Origin of the sequence: Stenotrophomonas sp. LST15-1-1.1, assembly GCF_040815575.1 — a bacterium.
In the GTDB taxonomy this organism is placed as follows: Bacteria; Pseudomonadota; Gammaproteobacteria; order Xanthomonadales; family Xanthomonadaceae; genus Stenotrophomonas; species Stenotrophomonas lactitubi_B.
This window is the reverse complement of the sequence record NZ_JBFPNJ010000001.1, coordinates 861,047-880,992: the sequence shown is the minus strand read 5'-3', so window position 1 is coordinate 880,992 and position 19,946 is coordinate 861,047. Positions and strand designations below refer to the sequence as shown.

Below are 19,946 nucleotides of genomic sequence, written 5' to 3'. Positions count from 1 at the left end.
CGATGCAGTGGGGCAGGGCATGAACCTGCCATGGGCGGCAATTGCCGGCGGCGGCCTGATCGGTGCCTCAGCGGTGCTGCTGCTGGCCACGCTGGGGCGGGTGGCGGGCATCAGTGGCATCACCGCCGGCGCGGTGGCCGCGCCGCGTGGTGATCGTGGCTGGCGCTGGGCCTTCCTGCTCGGACTGATGTTGGCTGCGGCGGTAGTGCTGAGCTGGCAGGCGGGCGCAGGACATCCACCACGCGCCCTGCTGCGTGACGCACTGCCGGCCTGGCAATTGATCGGTGCCGGTGCCCTGGTCGGCTTCGGTACGCGGCTGGGCAATGGCTGCACCAGCGGCCACGGTGTCTGTGGCCTCGCCCGGGGTTCACGACGATCGCTGGCGGCGGTGCTGGTGTTCATGGCCTGCGCGATGCTCACCACGTTCCTGGTGCGCCACGGCGGAGGCCTGGCATGAGCCGCAGGGTGTTGGCCGCAGGCGCTGCCGGTGGCCTGTTCGGCGCCGGCCTCGCGCTCGCCGGCATGACCGACCCGCGTCGCGTGCTGGGCTTCCTCGATGTGGCTGGCGACTTCGATCCCACGCTGGCCTGGGTGCTGGCGTCGGCGCTGCTGGTCAGCACACTGGGCCAGTTCTGCCTGCGACGGCGGCAACGTCCATGGTGCGCCGAACGTTTCCAGCTGCCGACGGCGCGGGCGGTCGACGGGCGGTTGCTGCTGGGCGCGGCAGTGTTCGGCATCGGCTGGGGCTGGGTCGGCTACTGCCCTGGGCCCGCACTGGCCGCGTTGGCGGTGGGAGCACGCGAAGCCCTGTGGTTCGTGCCCGCGATGGCGGCCGGTTTCTGGCTGCATGACCGCTGGCTGCGCTGAGGTTTCACGTTTGCCTCACCGTAGCGGGGTTCAGATCACTTTTCCTGGGGAACGGAGCACGACATGGCACGGATGAAGTGGAAGGGCAGCGCGTTGTTGATGGCGGCACTGGCGACGGCGGCGATGCCGTCGATGGCCTGCACGCGCGCTGTGTATCTGGGCGACAACGGCGATGTCATCACCGCCCGCTCGATGGACTGGAAAGTGGACGTCGCCACCAATCTCTACGTATTGCCGCGTGGCATCGCGCGCACCGGAAAGGCCGGGCCGGGGTCGATCGCCTGGACCGCGCGCTACGGCAGCGTGGTGGCCACCGGCTATGACATCTCCACCACCGACGGCATGAACGAGAAGGGCCTGGTCGCCAACCTGCTGTGGCTGGTCGAGTCTGAATATCCGGCCCAGCGCAGCGGCAAGCCTGGCCTGTCGATCTCGTTGTGGGCGCAGTACGTGCTGGATAATTTCGCGACCGTGGAAGAGGCCGTGACCGCCCTGCAGCGCGAGCCGTATTCGATCGTCACCGACAAGGTGCCGGGCGAGGACCGCCAGGCGACGCTGCACCTGTCGCTGTCCGACGCGACGGGTGACAGCGCGATCGTTGAGTACATCGGCGGACGCCAGGTGATCCACCACGATCGCCGCTACCAGGTGATGACCAATTCGCCGGTCTTCGACCAGCAGCTGGCGTTGAACAGCTACTGGCAGCAGATCGGTGGCACGGTGATGCTGCCAGGCACCAACCGTTCGGCCGACCGCTTCGCGCGCGCCTCGTTCTACATCAACGCGATTCCGAAAGCGGAAGATCCGGTGGAGGCGCTGGCCAGTGTGTTCAGCGTGATCCGCAACGTGTCGGTACCGTTCGGCATCACCACGCCGGGCGAGCCCAACATCTCGTCCACCCGCTGGCGCACGGTCGCCGACCACAAACGACGCCTGTACTTCTTCGAGTCGGCACTGACGCCGAATACATTCTGGGTCGATCTGAACAAGGTCGATTTCGGCGGCAAGGTGCTCAAGCTCGATCTCGGCCGCGACCAGCGCAATACGTTCGCCGGCGATGCACTGGGCCATTTCGTGCCCAGCGCACCGTTCACCTTCCTCGGCGTCGACGGCTAGTTCGACGCCTGGCTGGAGGCCGGGTAAACCGCCTGGATCGTGCAGGCGCCGCGGCGGGTGTAGCGCGGCAGCGGCGCCACCGCGTCGCTGCGCTCGTCGAAGCTGGCGAAGTCGGCCGTGACCACGCGGTCGCCGGGGTTGCCGCAGATCAGGCCGTTCTGCATGCCGGACCGGAAGCTCAATTCCGGTGCGCGGTCGAGCTGGAGGCAGTGGCTGCCCAGTTCGACTCGGTAAAAGCGATGGCCGCCGCTACGCAGCGGGTTCGTTTCCACCAGCATGCCCTGCGTGTCGGACGACCAGCCACGCACGTTGCGGGTGGCGAAGCAGTACGAGGCCGAGCCGCCGAAGCCGCGGCGGACGTCCCTGCGCTCGCTGATGGTCAGTGCCGGCAAGGTGGCCATGCGCAGACGGTCGCTGTCGCGCGCAACGCTGGCGTAGTCGCGGTTCTGCACCGGAGTGACTGCGCTCACGGCACAGCTGCGGCCGTCGACCACGACGCGCTCGCTGGGACGACCGCAGGCCCAACCGGCCGGTGCTTCCAGCTTCAGCGTGGTGGCCGCGCGGACGCCGGGGCAATCCTCGGAGAAGTCGATGCGATAGGCCTGGCCGGAGGCGGCACGCAGCGCGATCGAGCGTGGGGATGCCTGCTCCACTTCCTGGACGCCGGTAGCGTCCATGCAGTGCGGGGCCGGTGGCGTGCGCTCCTGTGCGGCGGCGCTGGTGGCCAGCGCCAGGCTGAGACTGGCGGCCAGCATCAGGGATACCTGCTGTTGGGTCATGACCTGCACTCCATGCGTGGGTGACGGGCCGGCTATAGCAGCGGTTTGCACGGCCCGTGTTACACGCGCACACTGCCCCGATGGGCGCCATTTTCCACCTGCGGCACTACGGCCAGGCCACTGGGCTGGACCGGCATGACTATGCACAGTGGGTGCTGCCACTGGCCGGTGAGCTGCAGTTCGAGATGGAGGGGCGCGGAGGTCGGCTGGACCTGCTGCAGGGCGCTTTCGTGGCGGCTGGCGAGGCGCACGACCAGATGGCCGATGGTCCCAACGGTTTTGTGATTGTCGACTGCGGGCCGGGTGTGCTTGATGACGCGACCCAGGAGCATCTGTGCCGGCAGCGCTGGCTGCATCTGCCGCTGTCGCTGCGGCAACGGCTTGCCGGGGTGCAGGCAGGGCAGCCGGTGCCGGCGCTGCTGCCGGACCTGCTGCACATGTTCGCCCCGGCGGGCAGCGGCGCGCGCCTGCAGGGCCTGTGCGCCGCCGTCGAGGCGATGCCGGGGCAGGGATGGTCGGTCGCGCGCATGGCCGCCTTCGTCGGCATCAGCGAAAGCCGCCTCCATGCGGTGTTCCGGCGCGAGTTCGGGCTCAGCCCGCAGGCGTGGCTCAGTGCCAGCCGGCTGCGATGGGCCAAGCACCGGCTGCGGGTCAGCCCGGCATCGATCAGCGATATCGCACTGGCCGCAGGGTATTCCGAGCAGAGTGCACTGACCCGTGCGCTGCGCCGCGAATGCGGGCAGACGCCGGCAGCATGGCGGCGGGCGGGCGGCCAGTAGCCTCGGTCAATACGCCGAACCCTCAGCCGCCTACACTTCGCGGCCTGTGCTCTCCCACCAAGAACCTGCAATGCGCAACAACCCGATTGCTCTGGGCATCGCCAATGGCATTGCCGCCGGTGCGCTGTGGGGCGTGGTCTTCCTCGCTCCCGCCGTGCTGGACACCTTCAATGCACTGCAGCTTTCCGCCGGCCGCTATCTGGTCTATGGCCTGATCGCGGTGGCTCTGCTGCTGCCGCGCTGGAAGCGGCTGGCGCCAAAGCTCGGCCGTGCCGAATGGATCGGCCTGTTGTGGCTGAGCCTGGCCGGCAACCTGGTGTACTTCCTGCTGTTGGCCACGGCGGTGCAGTGGGCCGGTGGCGCCGCTGCTTCGTTGATTGTCGGCCTGATTCCGGTAGTGGTCACTCTGGTGGGCGTGCGTGAGCAGGGGGCGGTGCCATTGAAGCAACTGCTGCCGGCGCTGGGGCTGTGCGTGCTCGGGGTGGCGATGGTCGGCTGGGAAGCGCTGATGTCCGAGCACCTTGCCACACCCTGGCGGCAGCGCCTGATCGGCCTGCTGTGCGCGTTCGGTGCGTTGTTCTCGTGGGCGCTGTACTCCATCGGCAACAGCCGCTGGTTGGCGCGACGGCCTGATCTCTCCAGCCACGACTGGTCGCTGCTGACCGGCGTCACCACCGGCGGCTTGTCGTTGCTGCTGGTGCCGATGGCGTTCATCGGACACAGCGGGTCTCATACGGCCGCGCAATGGGGCGGCTTCTGGGTCATCAGCGCGGGTGTTGCGGTGGTCGCTTCGATCCTCGGCAACGCGTTCTGGAACCGGGCCAGTCGCCTGCTGCCGCTGACCCTGACCGGGCAGATGATCGTGTTCGAGACCCTGTTCGCACTGCTGTATGCCTTCGCCTGGCAGCGACGCTGGCCAAGCCTGCTGGAACTGCTGGCGATCGTGCTGCTGGTCGCTGGCGTGCTGCTGTGTGCGCATGCGCATCGCACGCCGCGCGCGATCACCGAACATGTCGGCTGAATCGCCGCATTGAGGCCGACGATCACTCGTTTGTCTCAATTGCAACCAAATGCCGGCACGTTGGCCGATGATCGCTGCAAGGAAATATTGCGTCGCAACACTTGACAGCGGCCATCGCGGCGGTGTTTTCTGTACGCCATGGTCCTTGATGCCGCCAACGTCCGTCTGATCGCTCCCGCTGCTGCGGGCGGTTCGACTGCGCCGGTCGCCACCACCACCATTACCACCACCACCGTCACCACTGCCCTGGTGCGGCCCGTCGTCTTCGTGTAACTCCCGAAAACAACGGCCCCGCACCATCCAGGTGGCGGGGAAACTCGACCACCTGCATGCGACGGGGCCTCAAACCGAGGTCTGCATGTCTTCCATCGCCCCCGCCCATCCGCCTGCTGCGTCCGCTCTGGCCGCGCCGTTCACTGTCGTGCACAAGTTCGGCGGCACCTCGGTGGCCGACGCCGAGCGCTATCGCCACGTTGCCGGCCTGCTGCTGGCCCGCCCCGAGTCATTGCAGGTCAGCGTGGTTTCGGCCATGAAAGGGGTTACCGACGCGCTGATCGAGCTGGCGCACCTGGCAGCCCGGGGCGATGCTGGCTGGCAGGAAGCCTGGCATGCACTGCGCGCACGGCATCGTGGTGCCGCGGTAGCGCTGCTGGGCGAACAGGTGGGCGACACCGTGGAGTGGATCGACGCACGCTTCGACCAGCTGGCCGAGGTGCTGGCCGCCCTGGCGGTGATCGGCGAGCTGCCACGCGAAGTGCTCGACCGCGTGCAGGGCCTGGGCGAAGTGTTCTCCGCGCAGCTGCTCGGCACCCATCTGCGAGCGCTGGGTGAGGACTGCGCGGTGCTGGATGCCCGCGATGTGCTGGTGGTCGGCCATGGCGAACTGGGCGTGGATGTCGACTGGGATGCCAGTGCCGGCCGCCTGGCCGCATGGCGGCTGCAGCATCCGCAGCTGCGCGTGGTCGCTACCGGTTTCGTTGCGCGCGACCGCCAGGATCGTGTCACCACGCTGGGCCGCAACGGCAGCGACTATTCCGGTGCGATCTTCGCCGCGCTGTTCAATGCCGATGAACTGCATATCTGGACCGACGTCGACGGTGTGCTGTCGGCCGACCCGCGGCTGGTGCCGGAGGCCGTGCAGCTGCACGCGCTGAGCTACGACGAGGCCTGCGAACTGGCCTACTTCGGAGCCAAGGTGGTGCATCCGCAGACCATGTCGCCGGCAATCCGGCTGGGTCTGCCGATCTTCATCCGCAATACGTTCCATCCCGGTCATCCGGGTACCCGCATCAGCGCCGAGCGCTCGCCACGTGGTCCGGTAAAGGGGCTGACGCTGAGCGCGGATCTGGCCCTGCTGAATCTGGAAGGCACCGGTCTGATCGGCGTGCCGGGTACTGCCGAACGCGTGTTCGCCGCGCTGCGTCAGGCGCAGGTCTCGGTGGTGATGATCTCGCAGGGGTCTTCCGAGCATTCGATCTGCTGCGTTGTCCGTGCTGGCGAAGCGGCGCGTGGTCGCGATGCCGTGGTGCAGGCGTTCTCGCACGAACTCGCAGCTGGCCAGGTACAGCGCGTGCAGGTCAGCGAGGGCGTCAGCGTACTGGCCGCAGTCGGCGATGGCATGGCGGGCCAGCCGGGCGTAGCCGCGCGGCTGTTCGAATCGCTGGGCCGGGCGCAGGTGAACATCCTGGCGATCGCGCAGGGATCGTCCGAGCGCAACATCTCGGTGGCGGTGGCAAGCGCCGATGCCACCCGCGCGCTGCGTGCCGCGCATGCGGGATTCTGGCTGTCGCCGCAGACGTTCGCGGTGGGGGTGATCGGTCCGGGCAATGTCGGCGCCGCGCTGTTGGACCAGTTGCTGGCAGCACGCCAGCAGCTGCTGGCCAAGGCCAACGTCGATCTGCGCCTGCGCGCGCTTGCGTCACGCTCGCGCATGCGCCTGGAGGCCGATGGGCTGCATGAAGACTGGCGGCAGGCGCTGCAGGACGCCGGACAGGCCAGCGACCTGGACCACTTCACCGAGCACCTGCTGGCCGCACATCTGCCGCATGCGGTGGTGATCGACTGCAGTGGCAGCGCCGAGGTCGCCGAGCGCTATGAAGGCTGGCTGGCCGCAGGCATCCATGTAGTGACCCCGAACAAACAGGCCGGCGCCGGGCCGCTTGCGCGCTACCAGCGCATCCGTGCGGCAGCTGCCGGCAGTGGTGCGCGCTTCCGCTACGAGGCTACGGTGGGCGCCGGCCTGCCGGTGATCACCACGCTGCGTGACCTGGTGGATACCGGTGACGAAGTGCTTGCGATCGAAGGCATCTTCTCCGGCACGCTGGCCTGGTTGTTCAATCGCTTCGACGGCAGCCAACCGTTCTCGGAACTGGTCGCGCAAGCGCGCTCGATGGGCTACACCGAGCCGGATCCGCGTGACGACCTGTCCGGTGTGGACGTTGCGCGCAAGCTGGTGATCCTCGCCCGGGAGGCTGGCCACGCGCTCAGCCTGGAGCAGGTGCAGGTGGAGAGTCTGGTGCCGGCGCTGCTACGCGAGGGAGGCGTGGACGACTTCATGGCCCGCCTGGGCGAATCGGACGACGCGCTGTCGGCACGGCTGAACGAAGCCCGTGAGCGCGGTGCAGTGCTGCGATATGTCGCGCGGCTGGGGCCGGACGGTGCCTCGGTTGGCCTGCAGGAACTGCCGGCCGACCACGCGTTCGCCAACCTGCGGTTGACCGACAACGTGGTGCAGTTCCGTACCCGACGCTACTGCGACAACCCGCTGGTGGTGCAGGGCCCGGGCGCGGGCCCGGAAGTGACCGCTGCCGGCGTGTTTGCCGATCTGCTGCGGGTGGCGGCCGGTGAAGGAGCGCGGCTGTGATCGCACGCGCCTTCGCGCCCGCATCGGTGGCCAACGTGGCCGTGGGTTTCGACATCCTGGGCCACGCCATCGCCGGTATCGGCGACACGGTGAGCGTGCGCCGCATCGATGAGCCGCGGGTGCGTATCGACGCCATCCGCGGCAGTGCGGTGGAGCTGCCGCAGGATGCGGCCGGCAACACCGCCGGCGCCGCGCTGATCGCGCTGCGGGCGGCGTTGGGGCTGGGCTTCGGCTTCGCCATCGAGATCGACAAGGGCATTCCCTTCGGCTCCGGCATGGGCGGATCGGCCGCCTCCTGCGTTGCCGCGCTGGTGGCGGCCAATGCGCTGTTGGACGTGCAACTGTCGCGCGAGGCGCTGTATCCGTTCGCACTCGATGGCGAAGCGGTGGCCAGCGGTGGCCGCCATGGCGACAACGTCGGCCCGCTGCTGCTGGGTGGCGTGGCGCTGTGCACGGCCGATCGCCTGGTGCCGGTTCCGGTACCGGCCAGCTGGCATAGCCTGTTGGTGCATCCACATGCGGTACTTGAAACCCGGCGCGCGCGGCAGGCGCTGCAGGGCAGCTATGCGTTGGGCGAATTCGTTGCGCAGAGCGCCAACCTGGCGCTGGTACTGAGTGGTTGCCATCGCAGTGATGCATCGCTGGTGCGCGCCGGCCTGCGCGACGTGCTGGTCGAACCGCGGCGGGCGGGCCTGATCGTTGGCTTCGACGCAGCCCGTGACGCCGCACTGGCCGCAGGCGCGATGGGCGCAGGCATTTCCGGCGCAGGGCCCAGCGTATTCGCCTGGTTTGAGAATGCCGACCAGGCGCGCGCGGCAGCGCAGCCGGTGCGTGCGGCGTTTGCCGCTGCCGGCTTCGACAGTGATGCCTGGATTTCGCCGCTGGATGCACCCGGAGCACGCTTGTGCTGACTTCTTCCTCCCTACCGGATATCGATCCCATGCAATTCGTTTCGACCCGTGGCCAGTCGCCGGCTGTTGGACTCAGTGCGGCCATCGCCGCCGGGCTCGCGCCTGATGGTGGACTGTACGTTCCGCAGGTGCTGCCGGCACCGCGCACGCTGCAGGCCGGTGCGACCCTGGCCGACACCGCCGCTGACCTGCTGGCGCCATTCTTCGACGGGGATGCGCTGGCCGAGGCCCTGCCATCGATCTGCCGTGCGGCCTTCGACTTCCCCGTGCCATTGCGTGCGCTGGGCAACAGTGGTGATCACGTACTGGAACTGTTCCATGGGCCGACGGCGGCGTTCAAGGACATCGGTGCGCGCTTCCTCGCCGGTGTGCTGTCGCGACTACAGACCGGCAAGGACCGCGATCTGACCATCGTGGTGGCTACCTCCGGTGACACCGGCGCGGCGGTGGCGGCGGCCTTCCATCGGCAGCCCGGTGTACGCGTGGTCGTGCTGTATCCCGATGGGCGTGTGTCGCCGCGACAGGCGCATCAGCTCGGTTGCTTCGGCGACAACATCCAGGCGCTGCGGGTAGCCGGTTCGTTCGACGATTGCCAGGCGATGGTGAAGCAGGCACTGGCCGATCGCGATCTGCAGGCACAGGTGCCGCTGAGTTCAGCCAACAGCATCAGCCTGGGCCGGCTGCTACCGCAGATGAGCTACTACGCGCACGCGGCACTGAGCCATCATGCGCAGCATCAGCGGCGCTTGAACCTGGTGGTGCCGACCGGAAATCTCGGCAACGCGATGGCCGCGGTGCTGGCACGCGCGCTGGGCGTGCCGATCGGGCAGATCGTGCTGGCGACCAATGCCAATGCGGTGCTGCCACGCTACTTTGGTGGCGACCAGTACCAGCCCGCGGCCAGCGTCGCGACCGTGGCCAACGCCATGGACGTCGGCGCGCCCAGTAATTTCGAGCGGCTGCGCTGGCTGTACCAAGGCGACGACGAGGAATTGCGTGCAGCGTTCCGCGCCTTCGCAGTGGATGACGTGACCATCCGCGCGACCATCGCCAGTGCCCATGCCAGTAATGGCGAGCTGTTCTGCCCGCACACGGCCACGGCGGTGAAGGTGCTGCAGGACCTGCGCGCGGGCGGCGCCAAGGGCGATTGGGCAGTGGTCGCTACCGCGCACCCGGCCAAGTTCGAGGCGGTGGTTGAACCGTTGATCGGCGAAGCGGTGGCGGTGCCGCCGGCACTGGACGCGCTGCTGCAGCGTCCAGCGCATGCCGAGCCGCTGGCGGCCGATTACGCAGCGTTGCGCGAGGTGTTGTTGCGTTGACGGAGGCGTCTGCGTGGTTGCCGGCCGCTGGCCGGCAACCCGATACCGATCGGGCACTCAGCCCAGCACTTCACCGGCCAGGCCGCGCAGGCCATCCTCGTCGAGGATCTCAACAACGTTCAGATGGGGCAGGGCGATCAGGCCCTGCTGGCGGAGCTTGGTGAAGGTGCGGCTGACCGTCTCCATGGTCAGGCCCAGATGGTCGGCAATGTCGCCGCGGCCCATCGGCAGCGAAACGCGCAGGCCGTCTCCGCCCAGCTTGGCTTCGCGCGCGGCCAGGCGGAGCAGGAAATCAGCGAGTTTTTCCGCCGGTTGCAGGCGTGCCAGCGCCAAGGCAGCATCCTGCGCGGCATCCAGTTCCTGGCAGGCGCGCTGCAGCAGCTTGCGCTCAAGGTGCGGATAGCGGGCACGCAGTCCCTTCATCTGCGGCAGGGCGACGCGGCACACGCGGCTGTCGGCGATGGCCTCGATGTCGTAGCGATGGTGGTCGCTGCCGCTCAGGCCCAGGTAATCGCCGGGCAGCACGAAGCCATTGATCTGGCGGCGGCCGTCGGCAAGCGTGCGTACCAGCCGCAGCGCGCCGCCGGTCAATGTATAGACATGCTGGCGCTCTTCGCCGCTGCGGGCGAGGGTGCTGCCCATCGTCACCTGCTGCGACACAGTCACCTGTTCCAGCGCCTGCACCTCATCGGGCGACAGCGCAGAGCACACCGCCAGGTGGCGTACCGAGCAGTGCAGGCAGTCCAGCGTGGCGCAGGACGGCGCAGCGGGGTCGTTGGTGGCGGGCGGAGCGCCGGAAGGCCGGGACATGTTGCGTGGGCGTATCGCGGGCGGGGGAGGGCTTTATGATACTTCAAGCGGCCGTTGGACCCCGTATTCCACGGCCACGCGATATGGGGCGCTAGAATGTCGCCCCCTCCCACGTCCCCGTTCCCGCAGGAGTTCCGCCCGTGATCAAGCCCCGTACCCCGCCCGGCACCCTTGAACTGCTGCCGCGCGAGCAGATTGCGTTCCAGCGCATGCTGGACGTCATCCGCCGCAACTACGAGCGCTTCGGGTTCCTGCCGGTGGAGACGCCGGTGTTCGAGCTGTCCGATGTGCTGCTGACCAAGTCCGGCGGCGAGACCGAGCGCCAGGTGTATTTTGTGCAGTCCACCGGCGCGCTGGCCAACGCCGCCGAATCCGGCGACCGTTCGCTGCCGGAGATGGCGCTGCGCTTTGACCTGACCGTGCCGCTGGCGCGTTACGTGGCCGAGCACGAACACGAGTTGACCTTCCCGTTCCGTCGCTACCAGATGCAGCGCGTGTACCGCGGCGAGCGTGCGCAGCGCGGCCGCTTCCGCGAGTTCTACCAGTGCGACATCGACGTGATCGGCAAGGACAGCCTGAGCGTGCGTTACGACGCCGAAGTGCTGGCGGTCATCCACGCGGTGTTCGCCGAACTGCGCATCGGTGATTTCAGCATCCAGCTGAACAACCGCAAGCTGCTGCGGGGCTTCTTCGAAAGCCTGGGCGTGGCCGAGGGCGAGCGCCAGCTGGCGGTACTACGCGAAGTGGACAAGCTGGACAAGCGTGGCCCCGACTACGTGCGTGAGACGCTGGTGGGCGAGGGCTTCGGCATTCCGGCCGAACAGGTCGAGAAGATCCTGGCCTTTGTCGCCGTGCGTTCGCAGGGTCATGCCGATGCGCTGGCGCAGCTGGCGGCACTGGAAGCCGGTGCCGGTTCGTCGGAGATCCTGCGCGCCGGCGTGGCCGAGCTGCGCGAAGTACTGCAGCTGGTGCAGGCGCTGGGCGTGCCGGAAACCGCGTACTGCCTGAATTTCTCGATTGCACGTGGCCTGGATTACTACACCGGCACGGTGTATGAGACCACGCTGACCGACCACCCGCAGATCGGTTCGATCTGTTCCGGTGGCCGTTATGAAGACCTTGCCAGCCACTACAGCAAATCCAAGCTGCCGGGCGTTGGCATTTCCATCGGCCTGTCGCGCCTGTTCTGGCAGCTGCGCGAAGCTGGCCTGATCGAGGGCATCGAGGCCAGCAGCGTGCAGGCGCTGGTAGCGCTGATGGACGAGCAGGGCATGCCGCAGTCGCTGGACATTGCCCGTCGCCTGCGCGCTGGTGGCATCAACACCGAAGTGCAGATGGAGCCGAAGAAGATCGGCAAGCAGTTCCAGTACGCGGCCAAGGCAGGTATCCGTTTCGTGGTGCTGGCCGGCGAAGACGAACTGGCGCGCGGCGTGGTGGCGGTGAAGGACCTGCTGCGCGAGCAGCAGTTCGAAGTCTCCCGTGATGAACTGGCCAGCACCCTGCAGGTGGAGCTGGAGCAGTCGCGGGTCATGGTGTGAAGCCCGCCGCCGCAGGGGCGCTGATGCTGCTCCTGCTGGCGGGCTGCCAGAGTGATCCGGTACTGCGCAGCGCCCGCATCGGCCCGGCCCAGTACCAGCTGGTGGTTGATCGCTGCCATGTGATCGACCGGGCGCAGCTGGAGCAGGATCTGCAGGCCCTGGCCGCGCGCGCATGCGCGGGTCGGGCAGGGGCGCTGCAGAACCTGCAGTCCCATCCCAGCCGGCAGGGCAGCCTGTTCGGCGAATGCCTGCACCGCGGCGCGCTGCAGGCGGAGGTTCGCTGTCTGCCCTGATCGGGCCACGTCCATCGCAGCATCCGAACGCCCACCGCCCGGTGGGCGTTTTCGTTTCCGCCGCCCGGTTCAGGGGTCAGATCCGTTTTCCTTGGAAAACGGATCTGACCCCATGGCCCCACAATTTGACGCAGTGCGCAAGAATGCGTTAATGTACTAACACGCTATTACATTGATGCAAGAGTCCTGTCCGTGAAAGCCCGCCCCGACATCGCCGCCAAAGACCCGCAAGCCGATCTGGACGCCCTGGCCCAGGCCTTTGCTGCCCTGCGCGAGCCGGAGCAGGTGGTCGCCTTCCTGCGTGACCTGTGCACGCCGGCCGAGCTGGAGGCCATGGCCGACCGCTGGAAGGTGGTTCCGCTGCTGCAGCAGGGCGTGCCGTACCGCGAGATCCACGAGCGCACCGGCGTCAGCGTGACCACCACCGGACGGGTGGCACGCACGCTCGAGCATGGCCATCGAGGCTATGCCGCCGCTGTCGACCGACTTGCTTCGCGCTGATCCGCGCCCCGTTCCGAACTTCGAGACCTCCCCCATGAGTGCAACCCAGGCAGCGCCGGCGCGAGACCGGCTGCGTATCGCCATCCAGAAGAGTGGCCGGCTGGCCGAGCCCGCCCGTAACCTGCTCAGCGCCTGTGGCCTGAGCTGGCGCGAGAGCCGCGACAAGCTGTTCTGCTATGGCGAGTCGCTGCCGGTGGACCTGTTGCTGGTGCGCGACGACGACATCCCCGGCCTGATCGCCGATGGCGTCTGCGACCTCGGCATCGTCGGCCGCAACGAACTGGACGAGCAGGCCGCTGCACGTCGCCAGATCGGCCTGCCGGATGCTTACGAGGCGCTGCGCGGGCTGGGCTTCGGTCAATGCCGGTTGATGCTGGCGGTGCCGGAAGAGTGGCAATGGCAGGGGCCGGCACAGCTGGCCGGGACCCGCATCGCCACCAGCTACCCGGCCATCCTCACGCAGTGGCTGGCCGCGCAGGGCGTGGATGCGCAGGTGGTGGAGCTGTCCGGCTCGGTGGAGATCGCGCCGCGACTGGGCACCGCCGATCTGATCTGTGACCTGGTCTCCAGCGGCGCCACCCTGCGTGCCAACCAGCTCACCCCGGTGCACAACCTGCTCGACAGCGAAGCCGTGCTGGCCGGTGCGGTGCGCGTTCCCGATGATGCCCGCGGCGCCCTGCGCAGCATGCTGCTGCGTCGCCTGGACGGTGTGGTGCAGCGCCAGGATCGCAAGCTGCTGATGTTCCGCGCCAGCGAGGATCGCGTCGACGCGCTGGCGCAGCTGCTGGCCGATGCCGAACCGTTGGTGCGTTTGCCTGCCGATGGCGGTGCGTTGCGCCTGCAGACCATGTGCCCGGGTCCGTTGACCTGGCAGCGCATGGAAGAGCTGGAGCGCGCCGGCGCCCAGGGCCTGATGGTATTGAGCGTGGAGCGGTCGCTGGCATGAATCGTCTTATCTGGTCGCAACTTGATGAGGCCGCGCGCAGCGCGGCGCTGACCCGCCCGGTGCAGACCGTGGCGCAGCAGACCCGTGATGCGGTGGCCACGCTGATCGCGCAGGTGCGCACGCAGGGCGATGCCGCGTTGCGCGCGATCACCGCGCGCTTCGATGGCGTGGATCTGCAGGATTTCGAAGTCTCCGACAGCGAGTTCGCTGCCGCTGAAGCCGCCGTGCCGGCCGCCTTGCGCCAGGCCATGGTCGAGGCGGCCGAGCGCATCACCCGCTTCCACAAGGCGGGGATGGGCCAGGGCTATGCAGTGGAAACCGCTCCGGGTGTGGTCTGCGAGCGCATGCTGCGGCCGATCGGCCGGGTTGGCCTGTATGTGCCGGCTGGCAGTGCGCCGTTGCCGTCCACGGCGCTGATGCTGGGCGTGCCGGCGCAGTTGGCCGGTTGCCCGCAGGTCGTGCTGTGCACGCCGCCGCGTGCCGACGGTACGGCCGATCCTGCAGTGCTGGTGGCCGCGCGCCTGACCGGCGTGCAACGCGTGTTCAAGCTGGGTGGTGCGCAGGCGATCGCGGCGATGGCGTATGGCACCGGGAGCATCCCTGCAAGCGACAAGCTGTTCGGACCAGGCAACAGTTTCGTCACCGAGGCCAAGCAGCAGGTAGCGCAGGACGGTGCCGCCGCCATCGACATGCCGGCCGGTCCGTCGGAAGTGCTGGTGATCGCTGATGCCGGTGCCAATCCGGCCTTCATTGCCGCCGATCTGCTGTCGCAGGCCGAGCACGGCCCGGATTCGCAGGTACTGCTGCTGACCGATGACGCGGCGATGCTGGCTGCCGTCGAGGCCGAAGTGGAACGCCAGGTCGCCCTGCTGCCGCGGCAGGACATCGCCCGCCAAGCACTGTCGGCGTCGCAGTTGATCCAGGTGGAATCGCTGGTGGATGCGTTTGCGATCAGTAACCGCTACGCCCCTGAACACCTGATCCTGGCCCTGCGTGAACCGCGCGACTGGCTGGACCAGGTGCAGGCGGCCGGTTCGGTGTTCCTCGGCGACTACACGCCGGAAGCACTGGGCGACTACTGCAGCGGCACCAACCACGTGCTGCCGACCGCCGGTGCCGCGCGTGCCTACAGCGGCGTCAGCGTAGCCAGTTTCCAGAACCTGATCAGTGTGCAGAGCGCAAGCGCCGCCGGCTTGGCCGCAATCGGTGGCTGCGCGCGCATCATCGCCAGCGCCGAAGGGCTGGATGCGCACGAACGTGCGGTGGCACTGCGCATGGAGGTGGCCGCATGAGCGCGGACATCGATGGCGTGCTGGCCTTGGTGCGCTCGGATCTGCAGGCCTTCGCCGGCTACAGTTCGGCGCGCAGCAGCGCTGTGCAGGGTGAGGTGTGGTTGAACGCGAATGAATCGGCGTGGGCCAATCCGGCCGATGCCACCGGCGGCAGCCGCCGCTACCCGGAGCCGCAGCCGGCGGCGCTGCGTGAAGCGCTGGCGTCGCTGTACGGCGTGCAGCCGCAACAGCTGCTGGTAGGCCGTGGCAGCGACGAAGCGATCGATCTGCTGGTGCGCGCCCTGTGCGTGCCGGGCCGCGATGGCGTGCTGGTGACGCCGCCGGTATTCGGCATGTACGCGGTCTGCGCACGCCTGCAGGGTGCGCCGTTGATTGAAGTGCCGCTCATTGACGATGGCGAGGGCCTGCGCACGGACCTGGATGCGGTGATTACCGCTGCGAAGGGGCAGGGCGTCAAGCTCGTTTTCCTGTGCGCGCCGTCCAATCCTGCCGGCAGCGATATCCCGCTGGCGGAGATTGAGCGCGTGGCCGTTGCCCTGCGTGGGCAGGCGCTGGTAGTAGTGGATGAGGCCTATGTCGAGTATGCGCAGCGCGCCTCGGCGACGACGCTGCTGGCCGCGCACGCCAACCTGGCGGTACTGCGCACGTTGTCGAAGGCGCACGCACTGGCGGCCGCACGTATCGGCACCCTGATCGCCGCGCCGGAACTGATTGCCGTGCTGCGCCGTTGCCAGGCGCCATACCCGGTGCCGACGCCGTGCGCCGAGCTGGCCGTGCAGGCACTGCAGCCGGCCGCGCTGGCACGCACCGCTGAACGCGTGGCCACGGTCATCGCTGAGCGCGCACGCCTGGGTACCGCGCTGGTTGGCCTGCCGGGCGTCCGCCGGGTGTACGCCTCGGCCGGCAACTATCTGCTGGTCCGCTTTGCCGATGCCCAGGCTGCGTTCGACACGCTGCTCGCCGCTGGCGTGGTGGTGCGCGACCAGCGCGCTGCGCCACTATTGGGCGATGCACTGCGCATCAGCATCGGCAGCCCTGAGGAGAACGACCGCGTGCTTGCGGCCCTGTCGGCACGGAGGGCTGCGGCATGACACCCATCCTGTTCATCGACCGCGACGGCACCCTGATCGAGGAGCCGGCGGATTTCCAGATTGATGCCTACGAAAAGCTGCGCTTTGTGCCGCAGGTGATCCCGGCGCTGCTGAAGCTGCGCGACGCCGGCTACCAGTTCGTGATCGTCACCAATCAGGACGGCCTGGGTAGCGAAAACTATCCGCGCGCCAGCTTCGATGGCCCGAATGACCTGATGCTGCAGATCTTCGAAAGCCAGGGCATCGTCTTCCGTGATGTGCTGGTCGACGCCAGCTGGCCCCACGAGAACGCGCCGACGCGCAAGCCGGGCATCGGCCTGATGACGGCCTATCTGCAGGACCGCAGCATCGACTGGGCGCGCTCGGGCATGGTCGGCGACCGCATCACCGACCTGCAGTTCGCCGACAACCTGAACATCCGTGGCTTCCAGCTGCGTACCGAACAGTTTGGTGGTGACTGGGACTGGCCGGGCATCGCCCACGCACTGGCCGACGCACCACGCACGGCAGTGGTCCAGCGCAACACCAAGGAAACGAAGATCCGTGTCGAACTGGATCTGGACCGTGCCGGCGATGCGCGCATCCACACCGGCCTGCCATTCTTCGACCACATGCTGGAACAGATCGGCAAGCACGGTGGCTTCGCGCTGGACATCCGCGCCGAGGGCGATCTGCACATCGACGAACACCACACCATCGAAGACACCGGTCTTGCTCTGGGGCAGGCCCTGCGCGAAGCACTGGGGGACAAGCGCGGCATCGGTCGTTATGGTTTCACCCTGCCGATGGATGAAACCCTGGCCAGTGCTGCGCTGGATTTCAGTGGCCGCCCGTATTTCGTGTTCGAAGGCGAGTTCAAGCGCGAGCGCGTGGGCGACATGCCGACCGAACTGGTCCCGCACTTCTTCCGTTCGCTGTGCGATGCCAGCGGCCTGAACCTCAACCTGCAGGTGCGCGGCGACAACGACCACCACAAGGTCGAAGCCTGCTTCAAGGCATTGGCGCGTGCGTTGCGGCCTGCGCTTGCACGGCAGGGCACCGCATTGCCGACCACCAAGGGGGCGCTGTGAGCGAGGTCGTGCTGATCGATGCCGGCGGCGCCAACCTGGGTTCGGTGCGCTACGCATTGGAACGGCTCGGTGCCACGGTGAAGCTGGTCCGCGATGCCGCAGGCCTTGCCGGCGCGCAGCGGGTGATCCTGCCCGGCGTCGGTGCGGCCGGCCCCGGCATGCAGCGACTGCATGCGCAAGGACTGGTCGAGCCGCTGCGCCAGCTGCAGGTGCCGCTGATGGGTATCTGCCTGGGCATGCAGTTGTTGTTCGATCGCTCCGAAGAGGCTGGCGTGGATACGCTGGGATTGATCCCCGGGGTGGTGCGCAAGCTGGTGCCGGCCTGTGGCATCCGCGTGCCGCACATGGGCTGGAACCGGCTGCTGCCGCTGCGCCCGTCACTGCTGCTGCAGGGGGTGCCCGAGCGCGCCAGTGCGTACTTCGTGCACAGCTACGCTGCACCGCTGAACAGCCATACCGTTGCCGCCTGCGACCACGGTGGGCTGTTCACCGCCGTGGTCGAGCAGGGCCGCTACTTCGGCGCCCAGTTCCATCCCGAGCGTTCCGGCGATACCGGCTCGCTGATGCTGCGCAATTTCCTTGAGGGCACCGCTGCATGAGTTTCATCGTCTATCCCGCGCTGGATATCCGTGATGGCCGCGTCGTGCGGCTGCGCCAGGGTGACTACGCGCAGGAAACCCACTATGGCGACGATCCGTTGCCGCGTGCGCAGGCATTCGCGGCGCAGGGCGCGCAGTGGATGCACCTGGTCGACCTGGATGCCGCACGTGCCGGTGGCTATACGCTGGCGCCGCTGTTGGGCGCGATCCGTGCGCAGACCCCGCTGCAGGTGCAGACCGGTGGCGGCGTACGTGGCCGCGACGACGTGGCGCGCATCCTCGATGCCGGCGCCAGCCGCGTGGTGATCGGGTCATTGGCGGTGCGCGAGCCGGAGCAGGTAATTGGCTGGCTGGCCGAGTTCGGCCCGGAACGGCTGACCATCGCCCTCGATGCACGCCAGGACGCGAAGGGACAGTGGCAGTTGCCGGTGCACGGCTGGACCGAAAACGCAGGGGTGACCCTGGATGCGCTGGCCGAACGCTACGCGCAGGCGGGCATGCGCCACCTGCTGTGCACCGACATCGCCCGCGACGGCATGCTGGCCGGCCCCAACATCAGCCTGTATCAGCACCTCGCAACGTTACTGCCGGGCGTGGCCGTCCAAGCGTCCGGCGGTATCCGTGATGTGGCCGATGTGGCTGCGGCGCAGGCCGCCGGCTGCGGTGGTGCGATTCTCGGCAAGGCGCTGCTGGAACAGCGCATGGACCTGGCGGAGGCGCTGGCATGCTGAGCCGCCGCATCATTCCCTGCCTGGATGTACGCGATGGCCGCGTGGTCAAGGGCGTGCGTTTCCGCGATCACGTCGACATGGGGGACATCGCCGAGCTGGCGCAGCGCTATCGCGACCAGGGCGCCGACGAGCTGGTGTTCTATGACATCGGCGCCAGCCCGGAGGCGCGGTCGGTGCACGTGGCCTGGATCGAGCGCATCGCGCGCCTGATCGATATCCCGTTCTGCGTAGCTGGTGGCATCGACAGCGTGGAGACCGCGCGTCGCGTGCTGTTCGCCGGTGCGGACAAGATCTCGATCAACTCACCCGCGCTGGGCCGCCCGGAACTGATCACCGAACTGGCTGAAGAATTCGGCGTGCAGTGCGTGGTGGTGGGTGTCGACTCGGTGCGCGAGGCCGACGGCCAGTGGCGTGTGCGCCGTTTCAGCGGTGACCCGGACAAGACCCAGGCAGTGCCGCTGCGCACGCTGGACTGGATCGTCGAGGCGCAGCGCCGGGGTGCCGGCGAGATCGTGCTGAACTGCATGGACAGCGATGGCGTGCGCCGCGGCTATGACGTAGAGCAGCTGCGGCAGGCACGTGCACTGTGCCAGGTGCCACTCATCGCTTCCGGTGGTGCGGGTGCGATGGAGCACTTCGCCCAGGCCTTTGACCAGGCCGACGTTGACGGTGCGCTGGCGGCCAGCGTGTTCCACAGTGGCGCCATCGCCATTGCCGACTTGAAGCGCTACCTGCGCGAGCAGCAGATCGAGGTACGAGATGTCTATTGATGTGCGGCCGTCGCCGCAGGCGCTGGAAACGCTGGACTGGGACAAGGGCGATGGACTGTTGCCGGCCGTGGTGCAGGATGTCGACACCCTGCAGGTGCTGATGCTGGGCTATGTCAGCGCCGAGTCACTGGCAGCGACGCTGGCGATCGGACACATGACCTTCTTCAGCCGCAGCAAGCAGCGTCTCTGGACCAAGGGCGAGCAGTCCGGCAATGTGCTGGTGGTGCAGTCGATCAGCGTCGATTGCGATGCCGATACGCTGCTGGTGCTGGCGCGCCCGGCAGGCCCCACCTGCCACACCGGGGCGGAGAGCTGTTTCGATGGTGCGCCGAAGGACTTCCTTGGCGGCCTGGACCAGCTGGTCGCCGTGCGTGAGGCGCTGCGTCCGTCCGGCAGCTACACCACGTCCCTGTTCGAAGGCGGCATCCGCCGCATCGCGCAGAAAGTGGGCGAGGAAGGCGTGGAGACGGCGCTGGCCGGCGTGGCGCAGGACGATGAAGCATTGCTCGGCGAGGCCTCGGACCTGCTGTACCACCTGCTGGTGTTGCTGCGCGCGCGTGGGCTGTCGCTGGAAGATGCCCGCGACGTGCTGGAAAAGCGCCATCGTTGAACAAGGTGTGCGGACCAACGGTCCGCACCTACAATATGGC

General features: G+C 68.0%; 21 protein-coding genes. 19 read left to right on the top strand and 2 right to left on the bottom strand.

What is annotated here, in order from left to right:
- Positions 1–19: 19 nt before the first annotated feature.
- The 3 genes from MRBLST15_RS03950 to MRBLST15_RS03940 all read left to right on the top strand — a co-directional run bounded on the left by MRBLST15_RS03950 (position 20) and on the right by MRBLST15_RS03940 (position 1,983).
- The gene (locus MRBLST15_RS03950; protein ID WP_265953165.1) at positions 20–457 is read left to right on the top strand and encodes a YeeE/YedE family protein; all 438 of its coding nucleotides are present in this window, start codon (positions 20–22) and stop codon (positions 455–457) included.
- Positions 454–867 carry a DUF6691 family protein gene (locus MRBLST15_RS03945; protein ID WP_367785279.1) on the top strand — a complete coding sequence of 138 codons (414 nt, stop codon included), beginning with the start codon at positions 454–456 and terminating at the stop codon, positions 865–867. The genes MRBLST15_RS03950 and MRBLST15_RS03945 overlap by 4 nt, the downstream gene beginning before the upstream one ends.
- Before the next feature lie 63 nt (positions 868–930).
- Positions 931–1,983 carry a linear amide C-N hydrolase gene (locus MRBLST15_RS03940; RefSeq protein ID WP_367785278.1) on the top strand — a complete coding sequence of 351 codons (1,053 nt, stop codon included), beginning with the start codon at positions 931–933 and terminating at the stop codon, positions 1,981–1,983.
- Here the strand turns inward: MRBLST15_RS03940 and MRBLST15_RS03935 are convergent.
- A complete protein-coding gene (locus MRBLST15_RS03935; RefSeq protein ID WP_367785277.1) occupies positions 1,980–2,762 on the bottom strand; it encodes a DUF6491 family protein in 783 nt (260 codons plus the stop codon). The two genes, MRBLST15_RS03940 and MRBLST15_RS03935, sit on opposite strands and share 4 nt — an antisense overlap.
- A gap of 80 nt (positions 2,763–2,842) precedes the next feature.
- On the opposite strand from MRBLST15_RS03935, the gene MRBLST15_RS03930 reads away from it, so the two are divergent.
- The 5 genes from MRBLST15_RS03930 (at position 2,843) to thrC (ending at position 9,655) form a co-directional block, all read left to right on the top strand.
- Positions 2,843–3,541, top strand: a complete 699-nt coding sequence (locus MRBLST15_RS03930) for a helix-turn-helix domain-containing protein (RefSeq protein ID WP_367785276.1) — start codon at positions 2,843–2,845, stop codon at positions 3,539–3,541.
- A 70-nt stretch (positions 3,542–3,611) separates the two neighbouring features.
- Complete coding sequence (locus MRBLST15_RS03925; RefSeq protein WP_265953160.1) at positions 3,612–4,562, top strand: DMT family transporter; 951 nt, start codon at positions 3,612–3,614, stop codon at positions 4,560–4,562.
- Positions 4,563–4,920: 358 nt separating this feature from the next.
- A complete protein-coding gene (thrA, locus tag MRBLST15_RS03920; RefSeq protein WP_367785275.1) occupies positions 4,921–7,425 on the top strand; it encodes a bifunctional aspartate kinase/homoserine dehydrogenase I in 2,505 nt (834 codons plus the stop codon).
- Complete coding sequence (locus MRBLST15_RS03915) at positions 7,422–8,336, top strand: homoserine kinase (RefSeq protein WP_312705231.1); 915 nt, start codon at positions 7,422–7,424, stop codon at positions 8,334–8,336. The genes thrA and MRBLST15_RS03915 overlap by 4 nt, the downstream gene beginning before the upstream one ends.
- 29 nt (positions 8,337–8,365) lie before the next feature.
- Complete coding sequence (thrC, locus tag MRBLST15_RS03910; protein ID WP_367785274.1) at positions 8,366–9,655, top strand: threonine synthase; 1,290 nt, start codon at positions 8,366–8,368, stop codon at positions 9,653–9,655.
- 57 nt (positions 9,656–9,712) lie between these two features.
- Here thrC and MRBLST15_RS03905 read toward each other — a convergent pair whose 3' ends face one another.
- A complete protein-coding gene (locus MRBLST15_RS03905) occupies positions 9,713–10,465 on the bottom strand; it encodes a Crp/Fnr family transcriptional regulator (protein ID WP_367785273.1) in 753 nt (250 codons plus the stop codon).
- A gap of 140 nt (positions 10,466–10,605) precedes the next feature.
- Between MRBLST15_RS03905 and hisS the strand changes: the two genes are divergently transcribed.
- The 11 genes from hisS to hisIE all read left to right on the top strand — a co-directional run bounded on the left by hisS (position 10,606) and on the right by hisIE (position 19,906).
- The gene (gene hisS, locus MRBLST15_RS03900) at positions 10,606–12,003 is read left to right on the top strand and encodes a histidine--tRNA ligase (protein WP_367785272.1); all 1,398 of its coding nucleotides are present in this window, start codon (positions 10,606–10,608) and stop codon (positions 12,001–12,003) included.
- A gap of 23 nt (positions 12,004–12,026) precedes the next feature.
- Positions 12,027–12,296 carry a hypothetical protein gene (locus MRBLST15_RS03895; RefSeq protein ID WP_367785271.1) on the top strand — a complete coding sequence of 90 codons (270 nt, stop codon included), beginning with the start codon at positions 12,027–12,029 and terminating at the stop codon, positions 12,294–12,296.
- A 192-nt stretch (positions 12,297–12,488) separates the two neighbouring features.
- Positions 12,489–12,797 (top strand): YerC/YecD family TrpR-related protein, encoded by a 309-nt coding sequence (locus tag MRBLST15_RS03890; protein ID WP_025874839.1) that lies wholly within the window; start codon positions 12,489–12,491, stop codon positions 12,795–12,797.
- 34 nt (positions 12,798–12,831) lie between these two features.
- Positions 12,832–13,743: an ATP phosphoribosyltransferase gene (hisG, locus tag MRBLST15_RS03885; RefSeq protein ID WP_265955365.1), complete on the top strand. Its 912-nt coding sequence runs from the start codon at positions 12,832–12,834 to the stop codon at positions 13,741–13,743.
- Complete coding sequence (gene hisD, locus MRBLST15_RS03880; RefSeq protein ID WP_367785270.1) at positions 13,740–15,035, top strand: histidinol dehydrogenase; 1,296 nt, start codon at positions 13,740–13,742, stop codon at positions 15,033–15,035. The genes hisG and hisD overlap by 4 nt, the downstream gene beginning before the upstream one ends.
- Complete coding sequence (gene hisC / locus MRBLST15_RS03875) at positions 15,032–16,126, top strand: histidinol-phosphate transaminase (RefSeq protein ID WP_367785269.1); 1,095 nt, start codon at positions 15,032–15,034, stop codon at positions 16,124–16,126. Before hisD ends, hisC begins: the two co-directional genes overlap by 4 nt.
- Complete coding sequence (gene hisB / locus MRBLST15_RS03870) at positions 16,123–17,196, top strand: bifunctional histidinol-phosphatase/imidazoleglycerol-phosphate dehydratase HisB (protein WP_312705224.1); 1,074 nt, start codon at positions 16,123–16,125, stop codon at positions 17,194–17,196. The genes hisC and hisB overlap by 4 nt, the downstream gene beginning before the upstream one ends.
- A complete protein-coding gene (gene hisH / locus MRBLST15_RS03865) occupies positions 17,193–17,795 on the top strand; it encodes an imidazole glycerol phosphate synthase subunit HisH (RefSeq protein ID WP_265955371.1) in 603 nt (200 codons plus the stop codon). Before hisB ends, hisH begins: the two co-directional genes overlap by 4 nt.
- Entirely contained in the window at positions 17,792–18,526 is a 735-nt protein-coding gene (gene hisA / locus MRBLST15_RS03860) for a 1-(5-phosphoribosyl)-5-[(5-phosphoribosylamino)methylideneamino]imidazole-4-carboxamide isomerase (RefSeq protein WP_367785268.1), read from the top strand. Before hisH ends, hisA begins: the two co-directional genes overlap by 4 nt.
- Complete coding sequence (gene hisF, locus MRBLST15_RS03855; RefSeq protein ID WP_367785267.1) at positions 18,520–19,296, top strand: imidazole glycerol phosphate synthase subunit HisF; 777 nt, start codon at positions 18,520–18,522, stop codon at positions 19,294–19,296. The genes hisA and hisF overlap by 7 nt, the downstream gene beginning before the upstream one ends.
- Positions 19,286–19,906, top strand: coding sequence for a bifunctional phosphoribosyl-AMP cyclohydrolase/phosphoribosyl-ATP diphosphatase HisIE (gene hisIE / locus MRBLST15_RS03850; protein ID WP_312705221.1), 621 nt, complete (start codon positions 19,286–19,288; stop codon positions 19,904–19,906). Before hisF ends, hisIE begins: the two co-directional genes overlap by 11 nt.
- The last annotated feature ends 40 nt before the right edge of the window (positions 19,907–19,946 follow it).